Annotated in this window: 18 protein-coding genes; 14 read left to right on the top strand and 4 right to left on the bottom strand. The window is 62.2% G+C overall.

What is annotated here, in order from left to right:
* Positions 1-2 precede the first annotated feature (2 nt).
* From IEV88_RS06435 to dprA, 3 genes are all read left to right on the top strand, one after another.
* Entirely contained in the window at positions 3-1,043 is a 1,041-nt protein-coding gene (locus IEV88_RS06435) for an SDR family oxidoreductase (protein ID WP_188160412.1), read from the top strand.
* The gene (gene plsY / locus IEV88_RS06440) at positions 1,040-1,636 is read left to right on the top strand and encodes a glycerol-3-phosphate 1-O-acyltransferase PlsY (RefSeq protein ID WP_229731424.1); all 597 of its coding nucleotides are present in this window, start codon (positions 1,040-1,042) and stop codon (positions 1,634-1,636) included. The genes IEV88_RS06435 and plsY overlap by 4 nt, the downstream gene beginning before the upstream one ends.
* A 69-nt stretch (positions 1,637-1,705) precedes the next feature.
* Positions 1,706-2,821: a DNA-processing protein DprA gene (gene dprA, locus IEV88_RS06445; RefSeq protein ID WP_188160413.1), complete on the top strand. Its 1,116-nt coding sequence runs from the start codon at positions 1,706-1,708 to the stop codon at positions 2,819-2,821.
* A 145-nt stretch (positions 2,822-2,966) separates the two neighbouring features.
* Here dprA and IEV88_RS06450 read toward each other — a convergent pair whose 3' ends face one another.
* The gene (locus tag IEV88_RS06450; RefSeq protein ID WP_188160414.1) at positions 2,967-3,200 is read right to left on the bottom strand and encodes a hypothetical protein; all 234 of its coding nucleotides are present in this window, start codon (positions 3,198-3,200) and stop codon (positions 2,967-2,969) included.
* A 222-nt stretch (positions 3,201-3,422) separates the two neighbouring features.
* On the opposite strand from IEV88_RS06450, the gene topA reads away from it, so the two are divergent.
* The 5 genes from topA (at position 3,423) to rpmG (ending at position 10,067) form a co-directional block, all read left to right on the top strand.
* Complete coding sequence (topA, locus tag IEV88_RS06455) at positions 3,423-6,062, top strand: type I DNA topoisomerase (RefSeq protein ID WP_188160415.1); 2,640 nt, start codon at positions 3,423-3,425, stop codon at positions 6,060-6,062.
* Positions 6,063-6,100: 38 nt separating this feature from the next.
* Positions 6,101-8,503, top strand: a complete 2,403-nt coding sequence (gene rnr, locus IEV88_RS06460; RefSeq protein WP_188160416.1) for a ribonuclease R — start codon at positions 6,101-6,103, stop codon at positions 8,501-8,503.
* 143 nt (positions 8,504-8,646) lie between these two features.
* On the top strand, positions 8,647-9,300 hold the full coding sequence (locus tag IEV88_RS06465) for a hypothetical protein (protein ID WP_188160417.1): 654 nt from the start codon (positions 8,647-8,649) through the stop codon (positions 9,298-9,300).
* A 53-nt stretch (positions 9,301-9,353) separates the two neighbouring features.
* Complete coding sequence (locus IEV88_RS06470; RefSeq protein ID WP_188160418.1) at positions 9,354-9,806, top strand: DUF983 domain-containing protein; 453 nt, start codon at positions 9,354-9,356, stop codon at positions 9,804-9,806.
* A gap of 93 nt (positions 9,807-9,899) precedes the next feature.
* Positions 9,900-10,067 carry a 50S ribosomal protein L33 gene (rpmG, locus tag IEV88_RS06475; RefSeq protein ID WP_188160419.1) on the top strand — a complete coding sequence of 56 codons (168 nt, stop codon included), beginning with the start codon at positions 9,900-9,902 and terminating at the stop codon, positions 10,065-10,067.
* 89 nt (positions 10,068-10,156) lie between these two features.
* On the opposite strand, the gene IEV88_RS06480 is transcribed toward rpmG, so the two are convergent.
* A complete protein-coding gene (locus IEV88_RS06480; RefSeq protein WP_188160420.1) occupies positions 10,157-11,530 on the bottom strand; it encodes a PleD family two-component system response regulator in 1,374 nt (457 codons plus the stop codon).
* Between the two features lie 36 nt (positions 11,531-11,566).
* Entirely contained in the window at positions 11,567-11,932 is a 366-nt protein-coding gene (locus IEV88_RS06485) for a response regulator (RefSeq protein WP_188160578.1), read from the bottom strand.
* A gap of 180 nt (positions 11,933-12,112) precedes the next feature.
* Between IEV88_RS06485 and IEV88_RS06490 the strand changes: the two genes are divergently transcribed.
* From IEV88_RS06490 to IEV88_RS06515, 6 genes are read left to right on the top strand one after another with little or no spacing between them, the layout of a single operon-like run.
* On the top strand, positions 12,113-13,462 hold the full coding sequence (locus IEV88_RS06490) for a DNA polymerase IV (RefSeq protein ID WP_188160421.1): 1,350 nt from the start codon (positions 12,113-12,115) through the stop codon (positions 13,460-13,462).
* The gene (locus IEV88_RS06495) at positions 13,459-13,923 is read left to right on the top strand and encodes a RidA family protein (RefSeq protein WP_188160422.1); all 465 of its coding nucleotides are present in this window, start codon (positions 13,459-13,461) and stop codon (positions 13,921-13,923) included. The genes IEV88_RS06490 and IEV88_RS06495 overlap by 4 nt, the downstream gene beginning before the upstream one ends.
* A 60-nt stretch (positions 13,924-13,983) precedes the next feature.
* Positions 13,984-15,129, top strand: a complete 1,146-nt coding sequence (locus tag IEV88_RS06500) for a GNAT family N-acetyltransferase (protein ID WP_188160423.1) — start codon at positions 13,984-13,986, stop codon at positions 15,127-15,129.
* Between the two features lie 12 nt (positions 15,130-15,141).
* On the top strand, positions 15,142-15,486 hold the full coding sequence (locus IEV88_RS06505; protein WP_188160424.1) for a putative signal transducing protein: 345 nt from the start codon (positions 15,142-15,144) through the stop codon (positions 15,484-15,486).
* Positions 15,487-15,499: 13 nt separating this feature from the next.
* Positions 15,500-15,940 (top strand): HIT family protein, encoded by a 441-nt coding sequence (locus IEV88_RS06510; protein WP_188160425.1) that lies wholly within the window; start codon positions 15,500-15,502, stop codon positions 15,938-15,940.
* A 51-nt stretch (positions 15,941-15,991) separates the two neighbouring features.
* Positions 15,992-16,723: an SDR family NAD(P)-dependent oxidoreductase gene (locus IEV88_RS06515; RefSeq protein WP_188160426.1), complete on the top strand. Its 732-nt coding sequence runs from the start codon at positions 15,992-15,994 to the stop codon at positions 16,721-16,723.
* Here the strand turns inward: IEV88_RS06515 and IEV88_RS06520 are convergent.
* Entirely contained in the window at positions 16,692-17,432 is a 741-nt protein-coding gene (locus IEV88_RS06520; protein WP_188160427.1) for an ATP12 family chaperone protein, read from the bottom strand. The genes IEV88_RS06515 and IEV88_RS06520 overlap by 32 nt on opposite strands.
* Between the last annotated feature and the right edge of the window lies 1 nt (position 17,433).

Genomic DNA, 17,433 nt, shown 5'->3' on the forward strand with positions numbered 1-17,433 from the left:
CCATGATGACCGAAACCGTGATTGTAACCGGCGCGTCCGGCTTCATCGCCCAGCACTGCATCATCCAGCTGCTGGAAGCAGGCTATGACGTGCGCGGCACGCTGCGCAGCCCGAAGCGCGAACAGGAAGTGCGCGATGCCATCGACGGGGCGGTGCCCGGGGGCGGCGATAGAGTGTCTTTCGCCTATGTCGACCTGACCGGGGATGATGGCTGGGACGAGGCAATGGCAGGCTGCACCTATCTGCTGCACGTCGCCTCCCCCTTCCCGCTGGCAGAACCGCAGGACGAGTCCGAGGTCATCCGCCCGGCCGTCGACGGCGCCCTGCGCGCGCTGCAGGCGGCTGCCCGCGCCGGGGTGAAGCGGACCGTCCTGACGTCATCGCTGGCGGCGATCATGTATGGCCATAATGGCCGTGAGCGCCCCTTCGACGAGCATGACTGGTCGAACCTGTCGGGCGATGGCATCAGCGCCTATGCGAAATCCAAGACGCTGGCTGAAAAGGCGGCGTGGGATTTCATTAGCACACCGCGCAACCGCGGCATGGAGCTGGCGGTCATTAATCCCGGCCTCGTGCTCGGCCCGGTAACCACGCCGGACACATCGACCTCGATGGAGCCGCTGGTGCAGATGATGAGCGGCCAGATGCCGGCCCTGCCGCGTCTGTCCTTCCCGGTCGTCGATGTACGCGATGTCGCCGCCGCCCATATCGCGGCGATGACCGAGCCCGAAGCGGCCGGCAAGCGCTTCTGCTGTGCCGTCGATGAGCTCTGGTTCAAGGACATCTCCGACATCATCCGCGAGCCGATGGCAGCCCACGGCATCAAGGTCCCGACCGCCGTGTTGCCCGACTTCGCCGTGCGCCTGTTCGCGCTGTTCCGCCCGGACCTGAAAGCGCTGCTGCCGGACCTGGGCATCGAACGCAAGATCAACAACATGCAGATACGCCGTGTTCTCAACTGGTCGCCGCGCGGCGCGGAGGAAGCCACCCTCGCCGCGGCGGAGAGCCTGGTTGCGACCGGCGTGGTAAAGGCCAAATCATGATGCTCTTCCTCGCCCTCGTCCTCGGTTACCTGCTCGGCTCGATCCCGTTCGGGCTTGTGCTGACGAAACTGGCAGGGCTCGGCGATATCCGCGCGATTGGCTCAGGCAATATCGGCGCGACCAATGTTCTGCGCACCGGCCGCAAGGATCTGGCGCTGGCAACCCTCCTCCTCGATTCCGGTAAGGGCGCGATCGCCGTGGTTCTCATCGGGCTGATTACGGGCTGGACTGAGGCACCGATGGCGGTTGCCGGTGCCGCCGCATTCCTCGGCCATTGCTTCCCCGCCTGGCTGAAATTCAAGGGCGGCAAGGGCGTCGCCACGTTTCTCGGCACGCTGCTGGCGCTCAACTTTATCGCCGGCCTGGTCGCCTGCGCAATCTGGCTGCTCACCGCTTTGATCAGCCGCCTCTCATCGCTGTCGGCACTCGTCGCCGCCGCGCTGTCGCCGCTGGTGATCTATGTCGGCTTCGGCGAAACGGTAACGGCGCTCGCCGTGCTGTTCATGACCATTCTGATCTTCATCCGCCACCGCGCCAATATCGAGCGCCTGATCGCCGGCACGGAGCCGAAGATCGGCGGCAAGAAAGAATAGGGCCGGGCAAAATCGTCTTGAACAGAACAGGAACGCATGCGAGGTTGTGGACAAAGGGGAACACAACGCATGGGTTTGCAGGCGCTGTCCGAGCGGGAAAGGCGTGACTGGCTGCGGCTGATACGGTCGGAGCAGATCGGCCCCGTCACCTTCCACCAGTTGATCAGGCGGTTCGGGTCCGCCAGCGAAGCCCTCGACCGCATCCCCGACCTTGCCAATGACCGCAAAAGCCTGAAGCTTTGCCCGGTCGAGCAGGCCGAAGCTGAACTGGAGGCCGCCGAGCGGCTGGGTGTGTCCCTGATCGCGTCCTGTGAACCTGGCTATCCCCGCGCCCTGAAGGCGATCAGCGATGCCCCGCCCGTCCTTTGTGTGGCAGGCGATCCCGCCTTGTTCCAGAGAAACGCCATTGCCATTGTCGGGGCGCGGAATGCCTCCGCCGTCGGACGGCGGATGGCCGGCGACCTGGCGCGCGATCTCGGCATGGCGGGCCTCGTCGTCGTCTCGGGTCTTGCCAGAGGTATTGACGGCGCCGCCCATGCTGCCGCTCTTTCCTCCGGCACCATCGCCGCGGTGGCCGGCGGCATCGACGTCCTCTACCCACCGGAGCATCGCGACCTGACCGAGGAGATTGCGCGGCGCGGCGCGGTCGTGTCGGAGCGGCCCATCGGGTTCAAGCCGACGGGCAAGGACTTTCCGCGCCGCAACCGTATCATTTCCGGTCTTTCCCTTGGCGTGATCGTGGTCGAGGCGGCGGTGAAATCAGGCACGCTGATCACCGCCCGCTATGCCGCAGAACAGGGACGCGACGTGTTCTCGGTCCCCGGCTCGCCGCTCGATCCGCGCTGCCAGGGCACCAACCGGCTGATCCGGGATGGCGCCATGCTGATCGAGAATGCGCAGGATGTGATCGACAGCTTGAACGAGGCGACGAACTCCCTGCGCGAGCCCGCCGGCGACCTGTTCGACGACGTCGACGCTGTGGAAATGGATGCCGGCGCCCTTGCCAGCGCCCGCCGCGAAATCATCGGCCTTCTCAGCTATACGCCGGTGCACCGTGACATCCTCCTGCGCGAGGCGTCAGGCCCGCCCGCCATCATCGCCGACGCCCTCCTGGATCTCGTCCTGTCCGGCGAAGCAGAGGAGCACACCGGCGGACGGTTCAGCCTGTCATGCGACGGGGCGTAGCGATTTTTTCGCTCGCATCACGCCTCAGCCTTGGCACCGCGCCTCAGCCTGAGCCCCTGCGTGGTACCTTCCCGCCTCTTGGTCCATCAAGTCCGGAGAGCGCTGGCAAACCAACCAGGCAGTTGTGGTCTGCGCTGGATGCAAGTCACGGCTTATCGGGGTCCAGGTTGCCACTGCGCTTGATGGAGCTGGAGATGAAGAGCCGCGCCTGCTGGAAGACCGGCTTCAAGTCGTCATAGCCCCTCAATTCACACATATTCTCCATCTCCCGTGACAGGTCATGCATGTAGCCGAGAATCTCTTCATCAGATGCAGCCTCGACGTAATGGTTGTCGAGAGGGCCTTTGCCCTTGCCATTGTCATTGCCCGATTGGCTCATTGACGTGCTCTCTGCCTGGATAAATGCGTGCGAAAAATCTGTATGCCCGCTTGGCGCGATTCTATCAAATGTTATTCACTATAAGTTGCGCCTGTCAGATTGCGTGTTGACAGGACGCCCGCGCCCGACCACTTTCGCGAACCGCTGCCTATACACTTATTTATCGCGCCGCCACACGCCTGCCGGGCATTGCAGGAAGGGCGGACAGGGAAACAAGATCGAATGCAAGTCGTCATTGTCGAGTCGCCGTCCAAGGCTAAAACCATCAATAAGTATCTCGGTAATGACTACAAGGTCCTCGCATCCTACGGTCATATTCGCGACCTGCCCTCCAGAGACGGCTCTGTCGATCCGGAGCAGGATTTTGCGATGATCTGGGACATGGACGCGAAATCGAAAAAGCGCGTCAGCGAGATCGTCGATGCCGTCAAGAAAGCCGACGGCCTGATCCTCGCAACCGACCCCGACCGCGAAGGGGAAGCGATTTCCTGGCACCTGATGGAAGTGCTGCATGCCCGCAAGGCGCTGAACGGCATGCCGGTACGCCGTGTCGCGTTCAATGCCATCACCAAGAAGGCGGTTACCGAGGCGATGGCCAATCCGCGCGATGTCGACCAGGCGCTGGTCGATGCCTATCTCGCCCGCCGCGCCCTCGACTATCTCGTCGGCTTTACCCTCTCGCCTGTGCTGTGGCGCAAGCTGCCTGGCTCTCGCTCCGCTGGCCGCGTCCAGTCCGTCGCCCTGCGGCTGATCTGCGAGCGCGAGATGGAGATCGAGAAGTTCGTCGCCGAGGAATACTGGTCGCTGGATGCGCAGGTCACCTCCGGCGGCTCCGCACCCTTCACCGCCCGGCTCGTGACGCTCGATGGCGAGAAGCTGACCAAGTTCTCCCTCGGCAATGCCGGTGACGCCGCCCGTGCCAAGGCGGCGGTTGAGGGCAGCAGGTTCCGCATCGCCGATGTCCAGTCGAAACCGGTGCGCCGCAATCCCTATGCCCCTTTCACGACCTCGACGCTGCAGCAAGAAGCCTCCAGAAAGCTCGGCTTTAACGCCTCGCGTACCATGCGCACGGCACAGCGCCTCTATGAGGGCATCTCGATCGGCGGCGAAACGGTCGGCCTGATCACCTATATGCGGACCGACGGCATCGACATGGCCCCGGAAGCCGTGCAGGACGCCCGCGCTGCGGTGAAGGGCACGTTCGGCGCCGAATACCTGCCCGACAGCCCGCGCATGTACAAATCCAAGGCGAAGAACGCCCAGGAAGCGCACGAATGTATCCGCCCGACCAGCTTCACCCGCCATCCGCGCGGGCTGAAAAACCTCGGTACGGACGAATACCGCCTCTATGACCTGATCTGGAAACGTGCCATCGCCTCGCAGATGGAAGCGGCCCGCCTCGAGCAGACGACGATCGAGATCGCGTCCTCCGACGACAAGACCGGCCTGCGCGCCACCGGCTCCGTCATCGTGTTCGACGGCTTCCTCAAGCTCTACACCGAAACACGAGACGACAGCGAATCCGAGGAAGATGGCGAAAGCCGCCTGCCGAAGGTCACGGCCGGTGCCGATGCCGATGTGCTGGACCCGAATACCGAGCAGCATTTCACCCAGCCGCCGCCCCGCTTCACCGAGGCCTCCCTCGTCAAGCGGCTGGAGGAGCTGGGCATTGGCCGCCCGTCGACTTATGCGTCCATCATCTCCGTCCTGCAGGACCGCACCTATGTGACGATGGACAAGAACCGGTTCATCCCGGACGACAAGGGCCGTATCGTCACGGCCTTTCTGGAGAATTTCTTCGCGCGTTATGTCCAGTATGACTTCACCGCCAACCTTGAAGAAACCCTCGACGAAATCTCCGATGGCAAGGCCGACTGGAAACAGTTCCTGCGCGATTTCTGGCGGGAATTCAACGCCACGGTCCAGAGCCTCTCCGAACTGCGCATCACCCATGTGCTCGACGCGCTGAACGAGGCGCTCGGCCCGCACATCTTCCCGCCGCGCGAGGATGGCAAGCCGGCGCGCCTGTGCCCGACTTGCAATGAGGGCGAGCTGTCGCTGAAAATCGGCCGCTTTGGCGCGTTCATCGGCTGCTCCAACTATCCGGACTGCAATTACACCCGCCAGTTGGCGAAGTCCGAGGCGGACGATCCGGAACTTGCCGAGGGCAAGGTACTAGGCGTCGATCCGAACACCTCGCTCGAAGTCTCCCTGCGCACCGGCCGGTTCGGTCCATATGTGCAGCTCGGCGAGGAGAACAAGGAACTGAAGGAAAAGCCCAAGCGCGCCTCCATCCCCAAGGGCTGGGAAGTCGCCGAGATCGATTTCGACAAGGCGATGATGCTGCTGTCCCTGCCGCGCGAAGTCGGTCCGCACCCGGAAGACGGCGAAATGATCGAGGCCGCGATCGGCCGCTATGGCCCCTATATCAAGCATGGCAAGACCTATGCGAACCTGCCCACGGCTGACGAGGTGTTCGAGATCGGTCTCAACCGCGCCGTCACCGTGATCGCGGAGAAGCTCGCCAATCCGCGCGGGCGTGGCCAGACGGCGGCAAAGCCCATACGCGAACTCGGCGCCCATCCGGAAACCGAAGACCCGGTCAACGTGTTCGAAGGGCGTTATGGCCCTTATGTGAAACACCAGAAGATCAACGCGACCATCCCCAAGGGCATGGACCCGCAGAAGATCACCCTGGAAGAAGCGGTCGCGCTGATCGCCGAGCGCGAAGCCAAGGGCGGCACGAAGAAAAAGGCGACCAAGAAGGCCGCGACGAAAACGACGAAGAAGACCACAACAAAGAAGGCGGCAAAAAAGTCCACCAAGAAGGCTACGAAGAAAGCTGCCAAAAAATCTACGTAACCCGATGAGGCGCCGATGCCGCGCCTGGAAAGAACCCAGTGGCTCGATTACCCTCGAAGAAGCAGATCCGCGACTTCATCGAAGAAGCTCAGAACACTGCCGGCAAGGTGACCCGGCGCGAGATCGCGCGCGCCTTCAACATCAAGGGCGACGACCGTGCCTGGCTGCGCCAGACTCTGAAGGAAATGTCCGGCGACGGACTGATCGATCTCGCCGGCAAGCGCACCAGCGTCAAGGCCGACCTGCCGCCCGTCGCCGTGCTCGATATTCATACCGCGGATGATGAAGGCGATTTGCAATGCTTCCCGCCGGAGTGGAAAGAGGACTACGCTCCTCCCCCCATCATCCTGCCGTCGGGCTCTGCCGGCAAGACGCGGCCAGCGCTGGGCGTCGGCGACCGTTTCCTCGGCCGCCTCGCGCGCCAGAACGATGGCAGCTATATCGCCAGGCCAATCAAGCAGATCGGCGAGGCGGCAGAGCGTGTGCTTGGCGTATTCCGGCCACGCAAGGCCGGCGGCGTGATCCAGCCGGTCAACCGGCGCATCCGCCGCGATTTGATCGTCGAGCGCGGCGATGAAGGCGGCGCCGCCGACGGTGATCTCGTCTGGGCCGAGCAGAAGCGCTCGCGGGGTTATGGCCCGAACAAGGCGCGCGTGCGCGAGGTCGTCGGCCAGATCGAGGACCAGTCATCCTATTCCCTCATCGCCATCGCCAATCACGAAATCCGCGTCGACTTCCCGCCCGAGGTCAACAAGGAAGCCAACGAGATGTCGCTCCCGGACCTCGAGGGCGGACGCGAAGACCTGCGCCATCTGGCCTTCATCACCATCGACCCGGCCGATGCCCGCGACCATGACGATGCCTGCTTCGCCGAACCGGATGATGATCCGAAAAACAAGGATGGCTGGCGCGTCATCGTCGCCATCGCCGACGTTTCCTGGTTCGTCACGCCCGGCTCGGAACTCGACCGCGAGGCACGCAAGCGCGGCAACTCCACCTATCTGCCCGACTATGTCGTGCCGATGCTGCCGGAGAAACTGTCCAACGATCTGTGCTCACTCAAGGAAGGCCTCGACCGCCCCGCGCTGTGCGCCGATATGCGTTTCGCTGCCGATGGCCGCAAGATCGGCCACCGCTTCTATCGCGCCATGATCCGCTCCCATGCCGGGCTTTCCTATAACGAGGCGCAGGACGCGATCGACGGCGCGATCAGTGAGCACGCAAGGCCGGTCTATGAGAGCGTGCTGAAACCGCTCTGGGCTGCCTACGCCGCCGTAAAGACCGCCCGCGACAAGCGCGCGCCGCTCGATCTTGACCTGCCCGAACGCAAGATCATTTTCGACGAAAAGGGTCATGTCGAGGGCGTCAAGCTGCGCGAGCGCTTTGACGCCCACCGTCTGATCGAGGAATTCATGATCCAGGCGAACGTCTCCGCCGCCGAGGCACTGGAAGAGACCAAGCTGCCGGTCATCTATCGCATCCACGACCAGCCTGACCCGGAAAAGCTCGAGGGTGTACGGACATTCCTTGAAAGCATGGATTATACCCTGCCGAAGGGTCAGAACCTGAAGCCGTCCGCCCTCAACAAAATCCTGCACGATTCCGCCGCGCGCGACGAGGCGCGGATGATCAGCCAGGTCGTGTTGCGCTCCCAGGCGCAGGCGATCTATGCCACCGAGAATATCGGCCATTTCGGGCTGAACCTGCAGCGCTATGCCCACTTCACCTCGCCAATCCGGCGCTATGCCGACCTGACAGTCCACCGCGCGCTCGTGGCCTCGCTCAATCTCGGCAAGGGCGCGCAGACCGACCGCGAGGCGAAGGAACTGGATGCGATCGCAGAGGACATCTCCGTGCTCGAGCGCCAGTCAATGGCGGCCGAGCGCGAAGCGACCGACCGGTTCATGGCCGCCTGGCTCGCCGACCGGGTCGGGGCTGAATTCCGCGCCCACATCAATGGCGTCACCCGCGCCGGCATCTTCGTCACGCTCGATGAGACGGGTGCCGATGGCTTCATCCCGATGCGCACCCTCGACAGTGAATATTTCCGCCATGAGCCGGATTTGAACATCCTTGTCGGGGAATCGACCGGCGGCCTTTATCGGCTCGGCCAGGGCGTGACCGTGCAACTGATAGAGGTCACACCGCTGCAGGGCGGGCTGTTGTTCAAGATGATCTCCGACCCGATACAGGGCGAAAAGCCGCCGAAATCTTCCCGCAAGGGCGGCGGACGTAACACCGGCCGCAAGGACGCGCGCAGCGAGTCAGGCAAGCCGGGCAGCGGCGGTCCATCATCGCGCAAGCGCTCGCGACGCAAGCCCGGTACCGCGCCCGGCGCGCGCGGTCCGAGCCAGAAAGCCCGTGCCGACGAAGCACCGGCCTCGCGCAAGGGCCAGAAAGCACCGGGGAAAAAGCGCGGCAAGCCACCGCACAAGCGCTAGAGAATCATGCGCCCGACCCGGGCATATAGAGATGCTATCCATCATTGAAATAGATCATCAGCCGTCCGCCGCTGCTGCATGTGAACCATGGACAGCAAGGGCTGTTCGGGGCTCTAATGGCATCAGGAAACGAGGTTAATGCGATGAAGAAACTGCCTGTCCTGCTGCTTGCGGCGCTCCTGTGCCTGTCGGCCTGTTTCGGGGGCGATGACGAGCCCGATGTCGTGATTGTCGGGGAAGAGGATAGCGAGACTGTGTCCGTCGAGGACGAGTCCGGCACCATGGCACCGGAGGGGGAAGATGCGCCTGCTCCCGCTTCACCGGAAGAGGGCGCCACGGGCCCTGCATCATCCACGCCCGTCCGCTCGCTCCAGTCGGCGGGTGCCCTGACCCAGGGCAGCTATGCTGCTATCTCCACCACGGCCATGGGTATTACCGGCGACATCCATTTCGATTCCGACCTGATCAATTTCGGCAAGGGCCAGACGGTAACCACACGCCTGATCGAAATGGCACCGGCGACACAGGCCTATAACGAGACCGGCAGCAGCTGGGCGAGCCTGCTCTTTGTCCCCGAGGCAGCCACTATCGAGATACGCGAAGTCATCGGCATGACGACAAACGAGGAAGCCCAGCCCCTGTGCGGCGAGGCGCCGGAATGGGTCGGTGTCGGCTCTGATCGCGGCCTGAAGGACAGCACCGTTTCCGTCACCATCGCCCTCCTCACCGGCGACACCCCGCCGGGCCCGGACGCGCCGGAAAACAATGTCTGCGCTACCTATAGTTTCTCGGAATGACAGATTGACGCCCCGGCCTTGCGCATGGGCGCAGCGGGGCTCATGTTCGCCCGATGAGTAATAATTCCCCTCTTATCTACGGTGGCCATGATGATGGCCGGCGCAGCGTGCGCAGTGCCATGTGGCGCGGCATGAAAAAGCGCTGTCCGCAATGCGGCAAGGGCCACATTTTCAAGAGCTATACCAAGGTCAAGGACCAGTGCGATGAATGCGGGCTCGTCCTGTCCGGCCACGAAGCCGATGACGGACCGCCCTATTTCACCATGCTGATCGCCGGCCATTTGATCATCCCCTTGATGCTGGAATGGAAACGCCACTTCCATCCGCCCATCGGCCTGCAACTCCTGGTGTCCCTGACCCTGCTCGGCCTCGCGATCTGGTGGCTCCTGCCCGTGACCAAAGGCGCCCTGATCGGCGTCCAGTGGGCCAACCGCATGCATGGCTTTTCCGATCATCACGATGACGATGTCGAGGCCAGCCTGAGAGCCGAGGAACCGTTGCGCTAGCAGGACGCCGTTTCTCGCCGGAAATGCCTTGACTTTGGGTCGAAGGCCGGTATTTTCCGCGCTTCGCGCTAACGCGTTTCAAGGAGTTTTACGATGGCCAAACCGACAACCATCAAGATCCGGCTGAACAGCACGGCTGATACCGGGTATTTCTACGTCACGAAGAAAAACACCCGCAACATGACCGAGAAAATGGTCAAAAAGAAATACGACCCGATTGCGAGAAAACACGTCGACTTCAAGGAAGGCAAGATCAAGTAAGATCTGCCCGGCCGTTGACTCATGGTCTCTGAATTGAAAAAGCCGCCTCTTCCGGGCGGCTTTTTTCTTGGACGCTTCCCTAAGTCAAATCAGGCTGCCGTGTCATAGACGACCCGGTTGCGGCCCTGTTCCTTGGCCCGGTAGAGCGCCTCGTCGGCGCGCTTCAGGATCGCCTGCGGCGTGTCTCCTTCATGGGATGTCGCCGCACCGATGCTGACGGTGATCGGGATGGACTGCTGGCGGTCGCCGCCGAGATCGAATGGGTCGGCCTCGATTTCCTCGCGGATGCGTTCGGCGACAACGGAAACCGTGGACGCGTCGGTCTTCGGCATTAGCAGCACGAATTCCTCGCCGCCATAGCGGCAGGCAATGTCCATGCCCCGGATCGAGCCCGTCAGCCGCTTGGCGAGGCCCTGCAGCACGACATCGCCGACATCATGGCCATACGTGTCGTTGATCGGCTTGAAATGATCGACGTCGATGATCAGGACGGAGACCGGCATCTTCGCCTGGCTGCCGACATCGAACATCGTGCTCATGTGATTGGCGAGATAGCGGCGATTATACAGGCCGGTCAGCTGGTCGGTCACCGCCAGTTCGAGGCCAACCTGGAAGGACTCGCGCAGCTGGTCGATATAGTGCTTGCGGCGCAACTGGGTGCGGATCCGCGCAGTGATCTCGCCGGAATCGACCGGCCGCGTGATGTAATCATTCACGCCGAGATCGAGCGCCCTGACCAGCTTGCGCGTATCGCCCTGCCGAACGAGGGCCAGTAGCGGCGTCAGGCGGGTCTCGTTCAGTGTGCGGACAGCTGAGCAGAAGCGCAGCGAATCATAACCCTCGAGATTGAGATTGACGATGACGAGATCGACTTTCTCCGTGCGCAGGACATTCAGCGCTTCCTTGACGTCGGAATAGATTTCCCGGCGGCAATTGTCCGGCAACGGCGCGACGAGGCTTTCGTCGACATCGCCGGTATCGTCGATGATCATCACCCGGCTGTCGAGAGTGTCGAATTCGGCCAGCTTGGCATTGGTCAGGATGCCTAGTTCGGCTCCTGTCGCATGGGACAGGCGCAGCTCGTCAGTCATCATCTTCAGGCGTGTCAGGGACCGGACCCGCGCGAACAGCGCGACATCCTCGACCGGCTTGGTCAGAAAATCGTCGGCACCGGCCTCGAGCCCGGCGACACGGTCAGCCTGCTGATCGAGTGCCGTCACCATGACGACCGGAATATGACAGGTTTCATGATCCGCCTTGAGCCTGCGACAGGCCTCAAACCCGTCCATGACGGGCATCATGACGTCGAGCAGGATGATATCCGGCTGTTCCTTGTGCGCGATCTCGATCGCCTCGGCGCCCGAAAAGGCTGTATAGACCTCGAAATATTCCGCGCGCAGCTTCGCTTCGAGAAGCTTCACGTTCGGCTCGAGATCATCTACTACGAGTACTCTTGCAGTCATGGGACCACCACATCCTTCCGCTGATTGCAGAAGAGTCTAATCCAGATATCTTTTTATTTTCTCAATAAAAACCGGAACAGATATCGGTTTTGCCAGATAATCTTCACACCCGCCATCGCGGATGCGCTGCTCGTCACTCTTCATGGCAAAGGCGGTGATGGCGATGACCGGAATATTGGCAAGCTCGGGATCGGCCTTGATGTCGCGGGTCACTTCCAGACCGGAACGCTCAGGCAACTGAATATCCATGAGAATCAGGTCCGGGCGGTGCTTGCGGGCAAGCTCCAGCGCGTCGTGACCATTCTGGCTCTGAATGATATCATAGCCGTTGGCCTCCAACAGATCGTTGAAAAGCTTCATGTTAAGCTCATTATCCTCAACGATGAGAATGGTTTTTGGCATATTCGACAGGTCGAAATTCTCCATGCTTACCATGACGCACTTTCCGAATGATTCGGCTGCATAGCCCCTGACAGTTAATGCGGTTATGGGCCATAATGCTTAATCGAGCGTTTAAATCGGATTTTCATGCCAGACGTGAGTCCCGGCCACCACACCCAATTAATCATTGCTTAAACGGATATGGCTCCACAAGCGACAGAATTCAAACCGGCCCAGTGGAATACGGGGCAAGACGCAACTTCGGGGTTCTGCCGCGACTGCTTCATGCCGCAGCCCAGCGCTACGACACGCCGGTGTCCGTCCTGCGGCAGTATGCGCCTGCTGCGGCACGCGGAGCTGTACAGCCTGTCCATCGCTCATCTCGACTGCGATGCCTTTTTCGCTGCCGTTGAAAAACGCGACAATCCGGAACTGGCGGACAAACCGGTGATCGTCGGCGGCGGCAAGCGAGGGGTCGTGTCCACCGCCTGCTATATCGCCCGTATTTACGGCGTTCATTCGGCGATGCCGATGTTCAAGGCGCTGAAGGCGTGCCCTCAGGCGGTCGTGATCAAGGGAAATTACGAGAAGTATACCGAAGCCTCGCGCCAGATCAGGGCGCATATGGAGGCCCTCACCCCCCTCGTCCAGGCGATTTCCATCGACGAAGCCTTCATGGACCTGTCCGGCACGGAAAAGCTGCATCATGCGCCGCCGGCGGTCACCCTCGCCCGGCTCGCCAGGCGGATCGAGGAAAAAGTCGGCATTTCTGTCTCCATCGGACTGTCGCACAACAAGTTTCTGGCAAAATCCGCCTCCGACCTCGACAAGCCGCGCGGCTTTGCCATCATCGGGCGCGAGGAAACCCTCTCCTTTCTCGCCGGGAAGCCAATCAGCTTCATCTGGGGGGTCGGCGCCAGCTTCTCGGCCAAGCTCTCACGCGACGGTTTCAACACGATAGGCGATCTCCAGCGGGCGGACCCGCGCGATCTCGTCAAACGCTATGGCGAGCATGGCCTGCGCCTCGCCCGCCTGTCACTTGGCGAGGATTCCCGCCCCGTGAATCCGGAGCGGGAGACAAAATCAGTGTCCGCCGAGACCACCTTTAACGAAGACCTGCGTGACTATGCCGCGCTGGAAGACATCCTCTGGCGGCTATGCGAGAAGGTCTCGCGCCGGATGAAGGAGAAAGGCTTCGCCGGCCGCGTCGTGACCCTGAAACTGAAGACGGCACAGTTCCGCACCCTGACAAGGCGGTCGACGCTCGAGCATCACACCAATCTGGCACGCGAACTGTTCAACGCCGGCAAGTCCCTCTTGCGCGAGGAAATCCCCGGCGGCCAGTCGCGCGACAGCTATCGCCTGATCGGCATCGGCTTTTCCGACCTTGTCGCGGCAGAGCAGGCGCGGCAGTCCTTCTTCTTCATGGAGGATCATATCAGGCTGGAAGCGCAGGAAAGCGCCATCGACCGGTTGCGTGCCAGGTTCGGAGACGACATCATCGGCTCGGCCAGAGGGCTGGGGACACGCAAGAACAAGGAAAGCAAATGAGCTCTATCGAGGAAAACCTGAAGGCCAACGGACTGACGCTGCCAGAGGCCGCCGCACCGGTCGCCAATTACGTGCCCTGGGTCATCACCGGCAATCTCGTCATGATCTCAGGGCAGATATCCTTCTCCCAATCCGGCAAGATCACCGGCAAGCTCGGCGCCGACCTCACTGTCGATGAAGGCAAGGCAGCTGCGATCCTGTGCGGCCTGAACCTGCTTGCCCAGTTGAAAGACGCCTGCGGCGGTGACCTGTCGAAGGCCCGGCGCTGCCTGCGCCTTGGTGGCTTCGTCAATTGCACGCCGGATTTCACCGACCAGCCCAAGGTCATCAATGGCGCCTCCGACCTGATGGTGCTGGCCATGGGCGATGCCGGACGCCATTCCCGCGCCGCCGTCGGCGCCCCGTCCCTGCCGCTCAACGCCGCCGTCGAAATTGACGGGATTTTCGAAATCGCGCTGTGAGAAGGGCGTGACGATTGCCCGGGCCTGCCTATCTTATAGGGCATGGCAGACGGTTCATCGATGATACAGGCGCGTACCATCTCTTCCCTCGACGAGGTCGACCGGGAGCACTGGGATGCGCTTGCCAATCCGGCGGATGTCGGCGACCGGCCCTACCATCCATTCATTGCCTGGGACTTCCTGCACGCGCTGGAGGCGTCCGGATCCGTCAGGCCGGAAACCGGCTGGCAGCCCTTTCACCTGCTACTGGAGGAAGGCGACACGCTGATCGGCGCGATGCCGCTTTACGTGAAGGGCCACAGCCAGGGCGAATATGTCTTCGACTATGCCTGGGCCGATGCCTATGAGCGCGCTGGCGGGAAGTATTATCCCAAGCTGCTTTCAGCAGTACCGTTCACGCCGGTGCCCGGACCCCGCCTGCTTGCCCGCGATGACGGGGCGCGGCTGCAACTGGCCAGTGCGGCGACGCAGATTGCCGACAAGTTCGGCGTCTCCTCGCTGCATATCAATTTTCTCCAGCCGGAGGAGGCCAGCATCGGCGATGCGCTTGGCCTGCTGCGCCGGTCGGGCCAGCAATATCACTTCACCAATCGCGGCTATGACAGCTTCGACGACTTCCTTGGCGAGCTCGCCTCGCGCAAGCGCAAGAATTTGCGCAAGGAACGCGAGAGCACCAGTGCGCAAGGGGTGGAAATCGAATGGATCACCGGGGCGGCGATCACGGATGAGCATCTCGATGCCTTCTGGATATTCTATCAGGACACCGGGTCGCGCAAATGGGGCACGCCCTATCTGACGCGGACCTTCTTCCGCCTGCTGATCGAGCGCATGGCCGACAGGGTCCTGCTGATCATGGCCAGGCGCGACGGGCGCTATATCGCCGGGGCGCTGAACATGATCGGCGGCGACACGCTCTATGGCCGCTACTGGGGTTGTACGGAGCATGTTCCCTTCCTGCATTTCGAGGTCTGCTATTATCAGGCGATCGACTATGCGATCGAACACGGCCTGTCCCGCGTCGAGGCCGGGGCCCAGGGCGAGCACAAGATCGCCCGCGGCTATGAGCCGGTCGAGACGCATTCCGTCCACTGGATCGGGGACGAGAATTTCCGCACGGCGATCGCGCGCTATCTCGACAATGAACGCGCCCATGTCGAGGCCGATATCGATATCCTCAGAGACTATACGCCCTATCGCAAAGGGTGATAGGCTGACAGCATGAAGACGGTCGCCACGTTCCTCAATCAGGAAGAAGCCTATATCGCCCGCAGCTATTTGCTGGCGAATGGCATCGACGCCGAACTGGCGGATGGCGAGACCAATTCCGTCATCCCGCATATCAATTTCGGCGGCGCGTCCATGTTGCGCCTCGTCGTGCCCGAAGAGGATGCCTCCGATGCGCAAGCGCTGCTGCAGAGCGTCAACGAAGGTGACACGGCGTTCCGGGGCGATCATCTCGAGGATGTGTCGCCGGCGGGCGACGAGAACGGTGTCCGCCGCCTGATGATGGCACTAGGCTTCGGCGCCCTCCTCGTCTGGTTCTACGTGCAGATCATAAACTAGGGAGACGGCCGCTATGAGCCTCAGGGAAACCTACGATCCGGACAACATCTTCGCGAAGATCATCAAGGGCGATATCCCGAGCGTGACGATCTATGAGGATGATCATGTCCTGTCCTTCATGGATGCGTTCCCCCAGACCCGCGGGCATACGCTGGTCATCCCGAAACAGGCGCAGGCGACGAACCTTCTGACCGTCGAGGCGGATGTCCTGTCGATGCTGATCCAGCGCACACAGACGATCGCGCAGGCCATCGACAGGGCTCTCGCCCCGGACGGCATCCGCATCGCCCAGTTCAATGGTGCAGCGGCGGGCCAGAGCGTGTTCCATATCCATTTCCACATCATCCCTGTGTGGGAAGGCGGCGCGATGAAACCCCATGCCGACCCGGACAGCGGCATGGCCGATCCCAAGGCGCTGGAAGAGATCGCCGTGGAAATCCGCGCCGCCCTTTAGCGCCGTCCTCTTGCTTGCAGAAGCAGTGATTTCAGCCTAAGCCCTGCGGTCATGACTGAACAACATGATCTCTCCGGGCGCTACGCCCTTGTCACCGGCGCGTCGCGCGGCATCGGCCGCGCCGCCGCCCTCGCGCTCGCCAGGGCCGGCGCCCATGTCATCATCCTCGCCCGCACCCAGGGCGCGCTCGAGGAACTGGATGACGAGATCAAGGCCGCCGGCGGCAAGGCATCGCTGATCGCCGTCGATCTTGCCGACTATGCCGCGCTGAACCAGCTCGCCCCGGCGCTTGAAGACCGCTTCGGCAAGCTCGACATCTTCATCGGCAATGCCGGCGTGCTGGGCGAGCTGTGCCCGGTCACCGATATCGACAAGAAAACATGGGATTCGACACTGGGCATCAATTTCCTCGCCAACTGGCAGCTGACGGCGGTGCTCGATCCGCTGCTGCGCCAGTCAGACGCCGCCCGGGTCGTGTTCGTGACGACCGGCACCACGGAAAGCTTCAAGCCGTTCTGGGGTGCCTATACGGTGTCGAAAGCGGCGATGGAGGCGATGGCGCTGACATACGCGCACGAGGTCGAGAAGACCAGTATCCGCGTCAATCTGATCAACCCCGGCGCGACCCGCACCCAGATGCGCGCCAGGGCGATGCCCGGCGAGGACCCCTCGACGCTGCCGGCGCCGGAAGAGGTCGCCGAGCTTATCGTGCAGATGGCATCGCCGGCTTTCACCGACAATGCGACCAGGATCAATTATCGGGAGTGGCGTCAAAGCCGCTGATCAGCTCAAGATATCTCGAGATCGCCATGAATTCCGCCCGCAGCGCGCCTTCGCGTTCGACGGCCTCGGCATCCTCACCCCATCTCTCTGCCTGGTATTGCTCATCGAGGCGGGAAACCTCGAAAATGTCTTCCGCATCGGCGGCGCGATAGCCGAGCGCCAGCGCCAGGAGGACCGAACCGGTGATCTCCGTCGCCGCCGCGAGGCAGCACAGCACTTCCTCGTCCATCTCGGAGAGTTGCGCGTTCAGCGCCTGCAGGGCTTCCGGCGGCTGATCGACGCCAAGAACCCCGGTCGTCGTCTTCAGCTTGATCGACAGCTTATCCTTCGCCCACTTCAGATAGGCGTCCCAGACGCGGGTCTGGCGCTGGACCAGCTCTTCCGGTGCGCCGGCACGATAGCACAGAAGGTCCGTCTGCAGATAGTTGCGCATGCCGTCGGCCCATTTATCGCGATCCTGCTTGCCGCGATCGAGCACGAGCATCAACCGCTGGGTCAGCGGCATGCTGGATGGATTGACATGATCGTCCTGCGCGTTCCACTCATCCGCGATAGCGCGGGCGAGCGGCTCGTGAATCGCCGACAGCCGCTTGCCGACCGGTGTCCTGGCCGTGCGCCCATCGAGGGTAACGGTCCAGCAGAAGTCGGCGTAAACAACATCCGCCGTCTTGTAGAAGCGCTTCGGCAATGGTGTCTGTTCAATACTCATG

This window comes from Aquisalinus flavus, assembly GCF_014640095.1.
GTDB lineage: Bacteria > Pseudomonadota > Alphaproteobacteria > Caulobacterales > Parvularculaceae > Aquisalinus > Aquisalinus flavus.

What these genes read in the sequence shown, in the direction of transcription:
- IEV88_RS06435 (WP_188160412.1), top strand. Translation starts at nt 3, where the DNA reads ATGATGACCGAAACCGTGATTGTAACCGGCGCGTCCGGCTTCATCGCC.
- plsY (WP_229731424.1), top strand. Translation starts at nt 1,040, where the DNA reads ATGATGCTCTTCCTCGCCCTCGTCCTCGGTTACCTGCTCGGCTCGATC.
- dprA (WP_188160413.1), top strand. Translation starts at nt 1,706, where the DNA reads ATGGGTTTGCAGGCGCTGTCCGAGCGGGAAAGGCGTGACTGGCTGCGG.
- IEV88_RS06450 (WP_188160414.1), bottom strand. Translation starts at nt 3,200, where the DNA reads ATGAGCCAATCGGGCAATGACAATGGCAAGGGCAAAGGCCCTCTCGAC.
- topA (WP_188160415.1), top strand. Translation starts at nt 3,423, where the DNA reads ATGCAAGTCGTCATTGTCGAGTCGCCGTCCAAGGCTAAAACCATCAAT.
- IEV88_RS06465 (WP_188160417.1), top strand. Translation starts at nt 8,647, where the DNA reads ATGAAGAAACTGCCTGTCCTGCTGCTTGCGGCGCTCCTGTGCCTGTCG.
- IEV88_RS06470 (WP_188160418.1), top strand. Translation starts at nt 9,354, where the DNA reads ATGAGTAATAATTCCCCTCTTATCTACGGTGGCCATGATGATGGCCGG.
- rpmG (WP_188160419.1), top strand. Translation starts at nt 9,900, where the DNA reads ATGGCCAAACCGACAACCATCAAGATCCGGCTGAACAGCACGGCTGAT.
- IEV88_RS06480 (WP_188160420.1), bottom strand. Translation starts at nt 11,530, where the DNA reads ATGACTGCAAGAGTACTCGTAGTAGATGATCTCGAGCCGAACGTGAAG.
- IEV88_RS06485 (WP_188160578.1), bottom strand. Translation starts at nt 11,932, where the DNA reads ATGCCAAAAACCATTCTCATCGTTGAGGATAATGAGCTTAACATGAAG.
- IEV88_RS06490 (WP_188160421.1), top strand. Translation starts at nt 12,113, where the DNA reads ATGGCTCCACAAGCGACAGAATTCAAACCGGCCCAGTGGAATACGGGG.
- IEV88_RS06495 (WP_188160422.1), top strand. Translation starts at nt 13,459, where the DNA reads ATGAGCTCTATCGAGGAAAACCTGAAGGCCAACGGACTGACGCTGCCA.
- IEV88_RS06500 (WP_188160423.1), top strand. Translation starts at nt 13,984, where the DNA reads ATGATACAGGCGCGTACCATCTCTTCCCTCGACGAGGTCGACCGGGAG.
- IEV88_RS06505 (WP_188160424.1), top strand. Translation starts at nt 15,142, where the DNA reads ATGAAGACGGTCGCCACGTTCCTCAATCAGGAAGAAGCCTATATCGCC.
- IEV88_RS06510 (WP_188160425.1), top strand. Translation starts at nt 15,500, where the DNA reads ATGAGCCTCAGGGAAACCTACGATCCGGACAACATCTTCGCGAAGATC.
- IEV88_RS06515 (WP_188160426.1), top strand. Translation starts at nt 15,992, where the DNA reads ATGACTGAACAACATGATCTCTCCGGGCGCTACGCCCTTGTCACCGGC.
- IEV88_RS06520 (WP_188160427.1), bottom strand. Translation starts at nt 17,432, where the DNA reads ATGAGTATTGAACAGACACCATTGCCGAAGCGCTTCTACAAGACGGCG.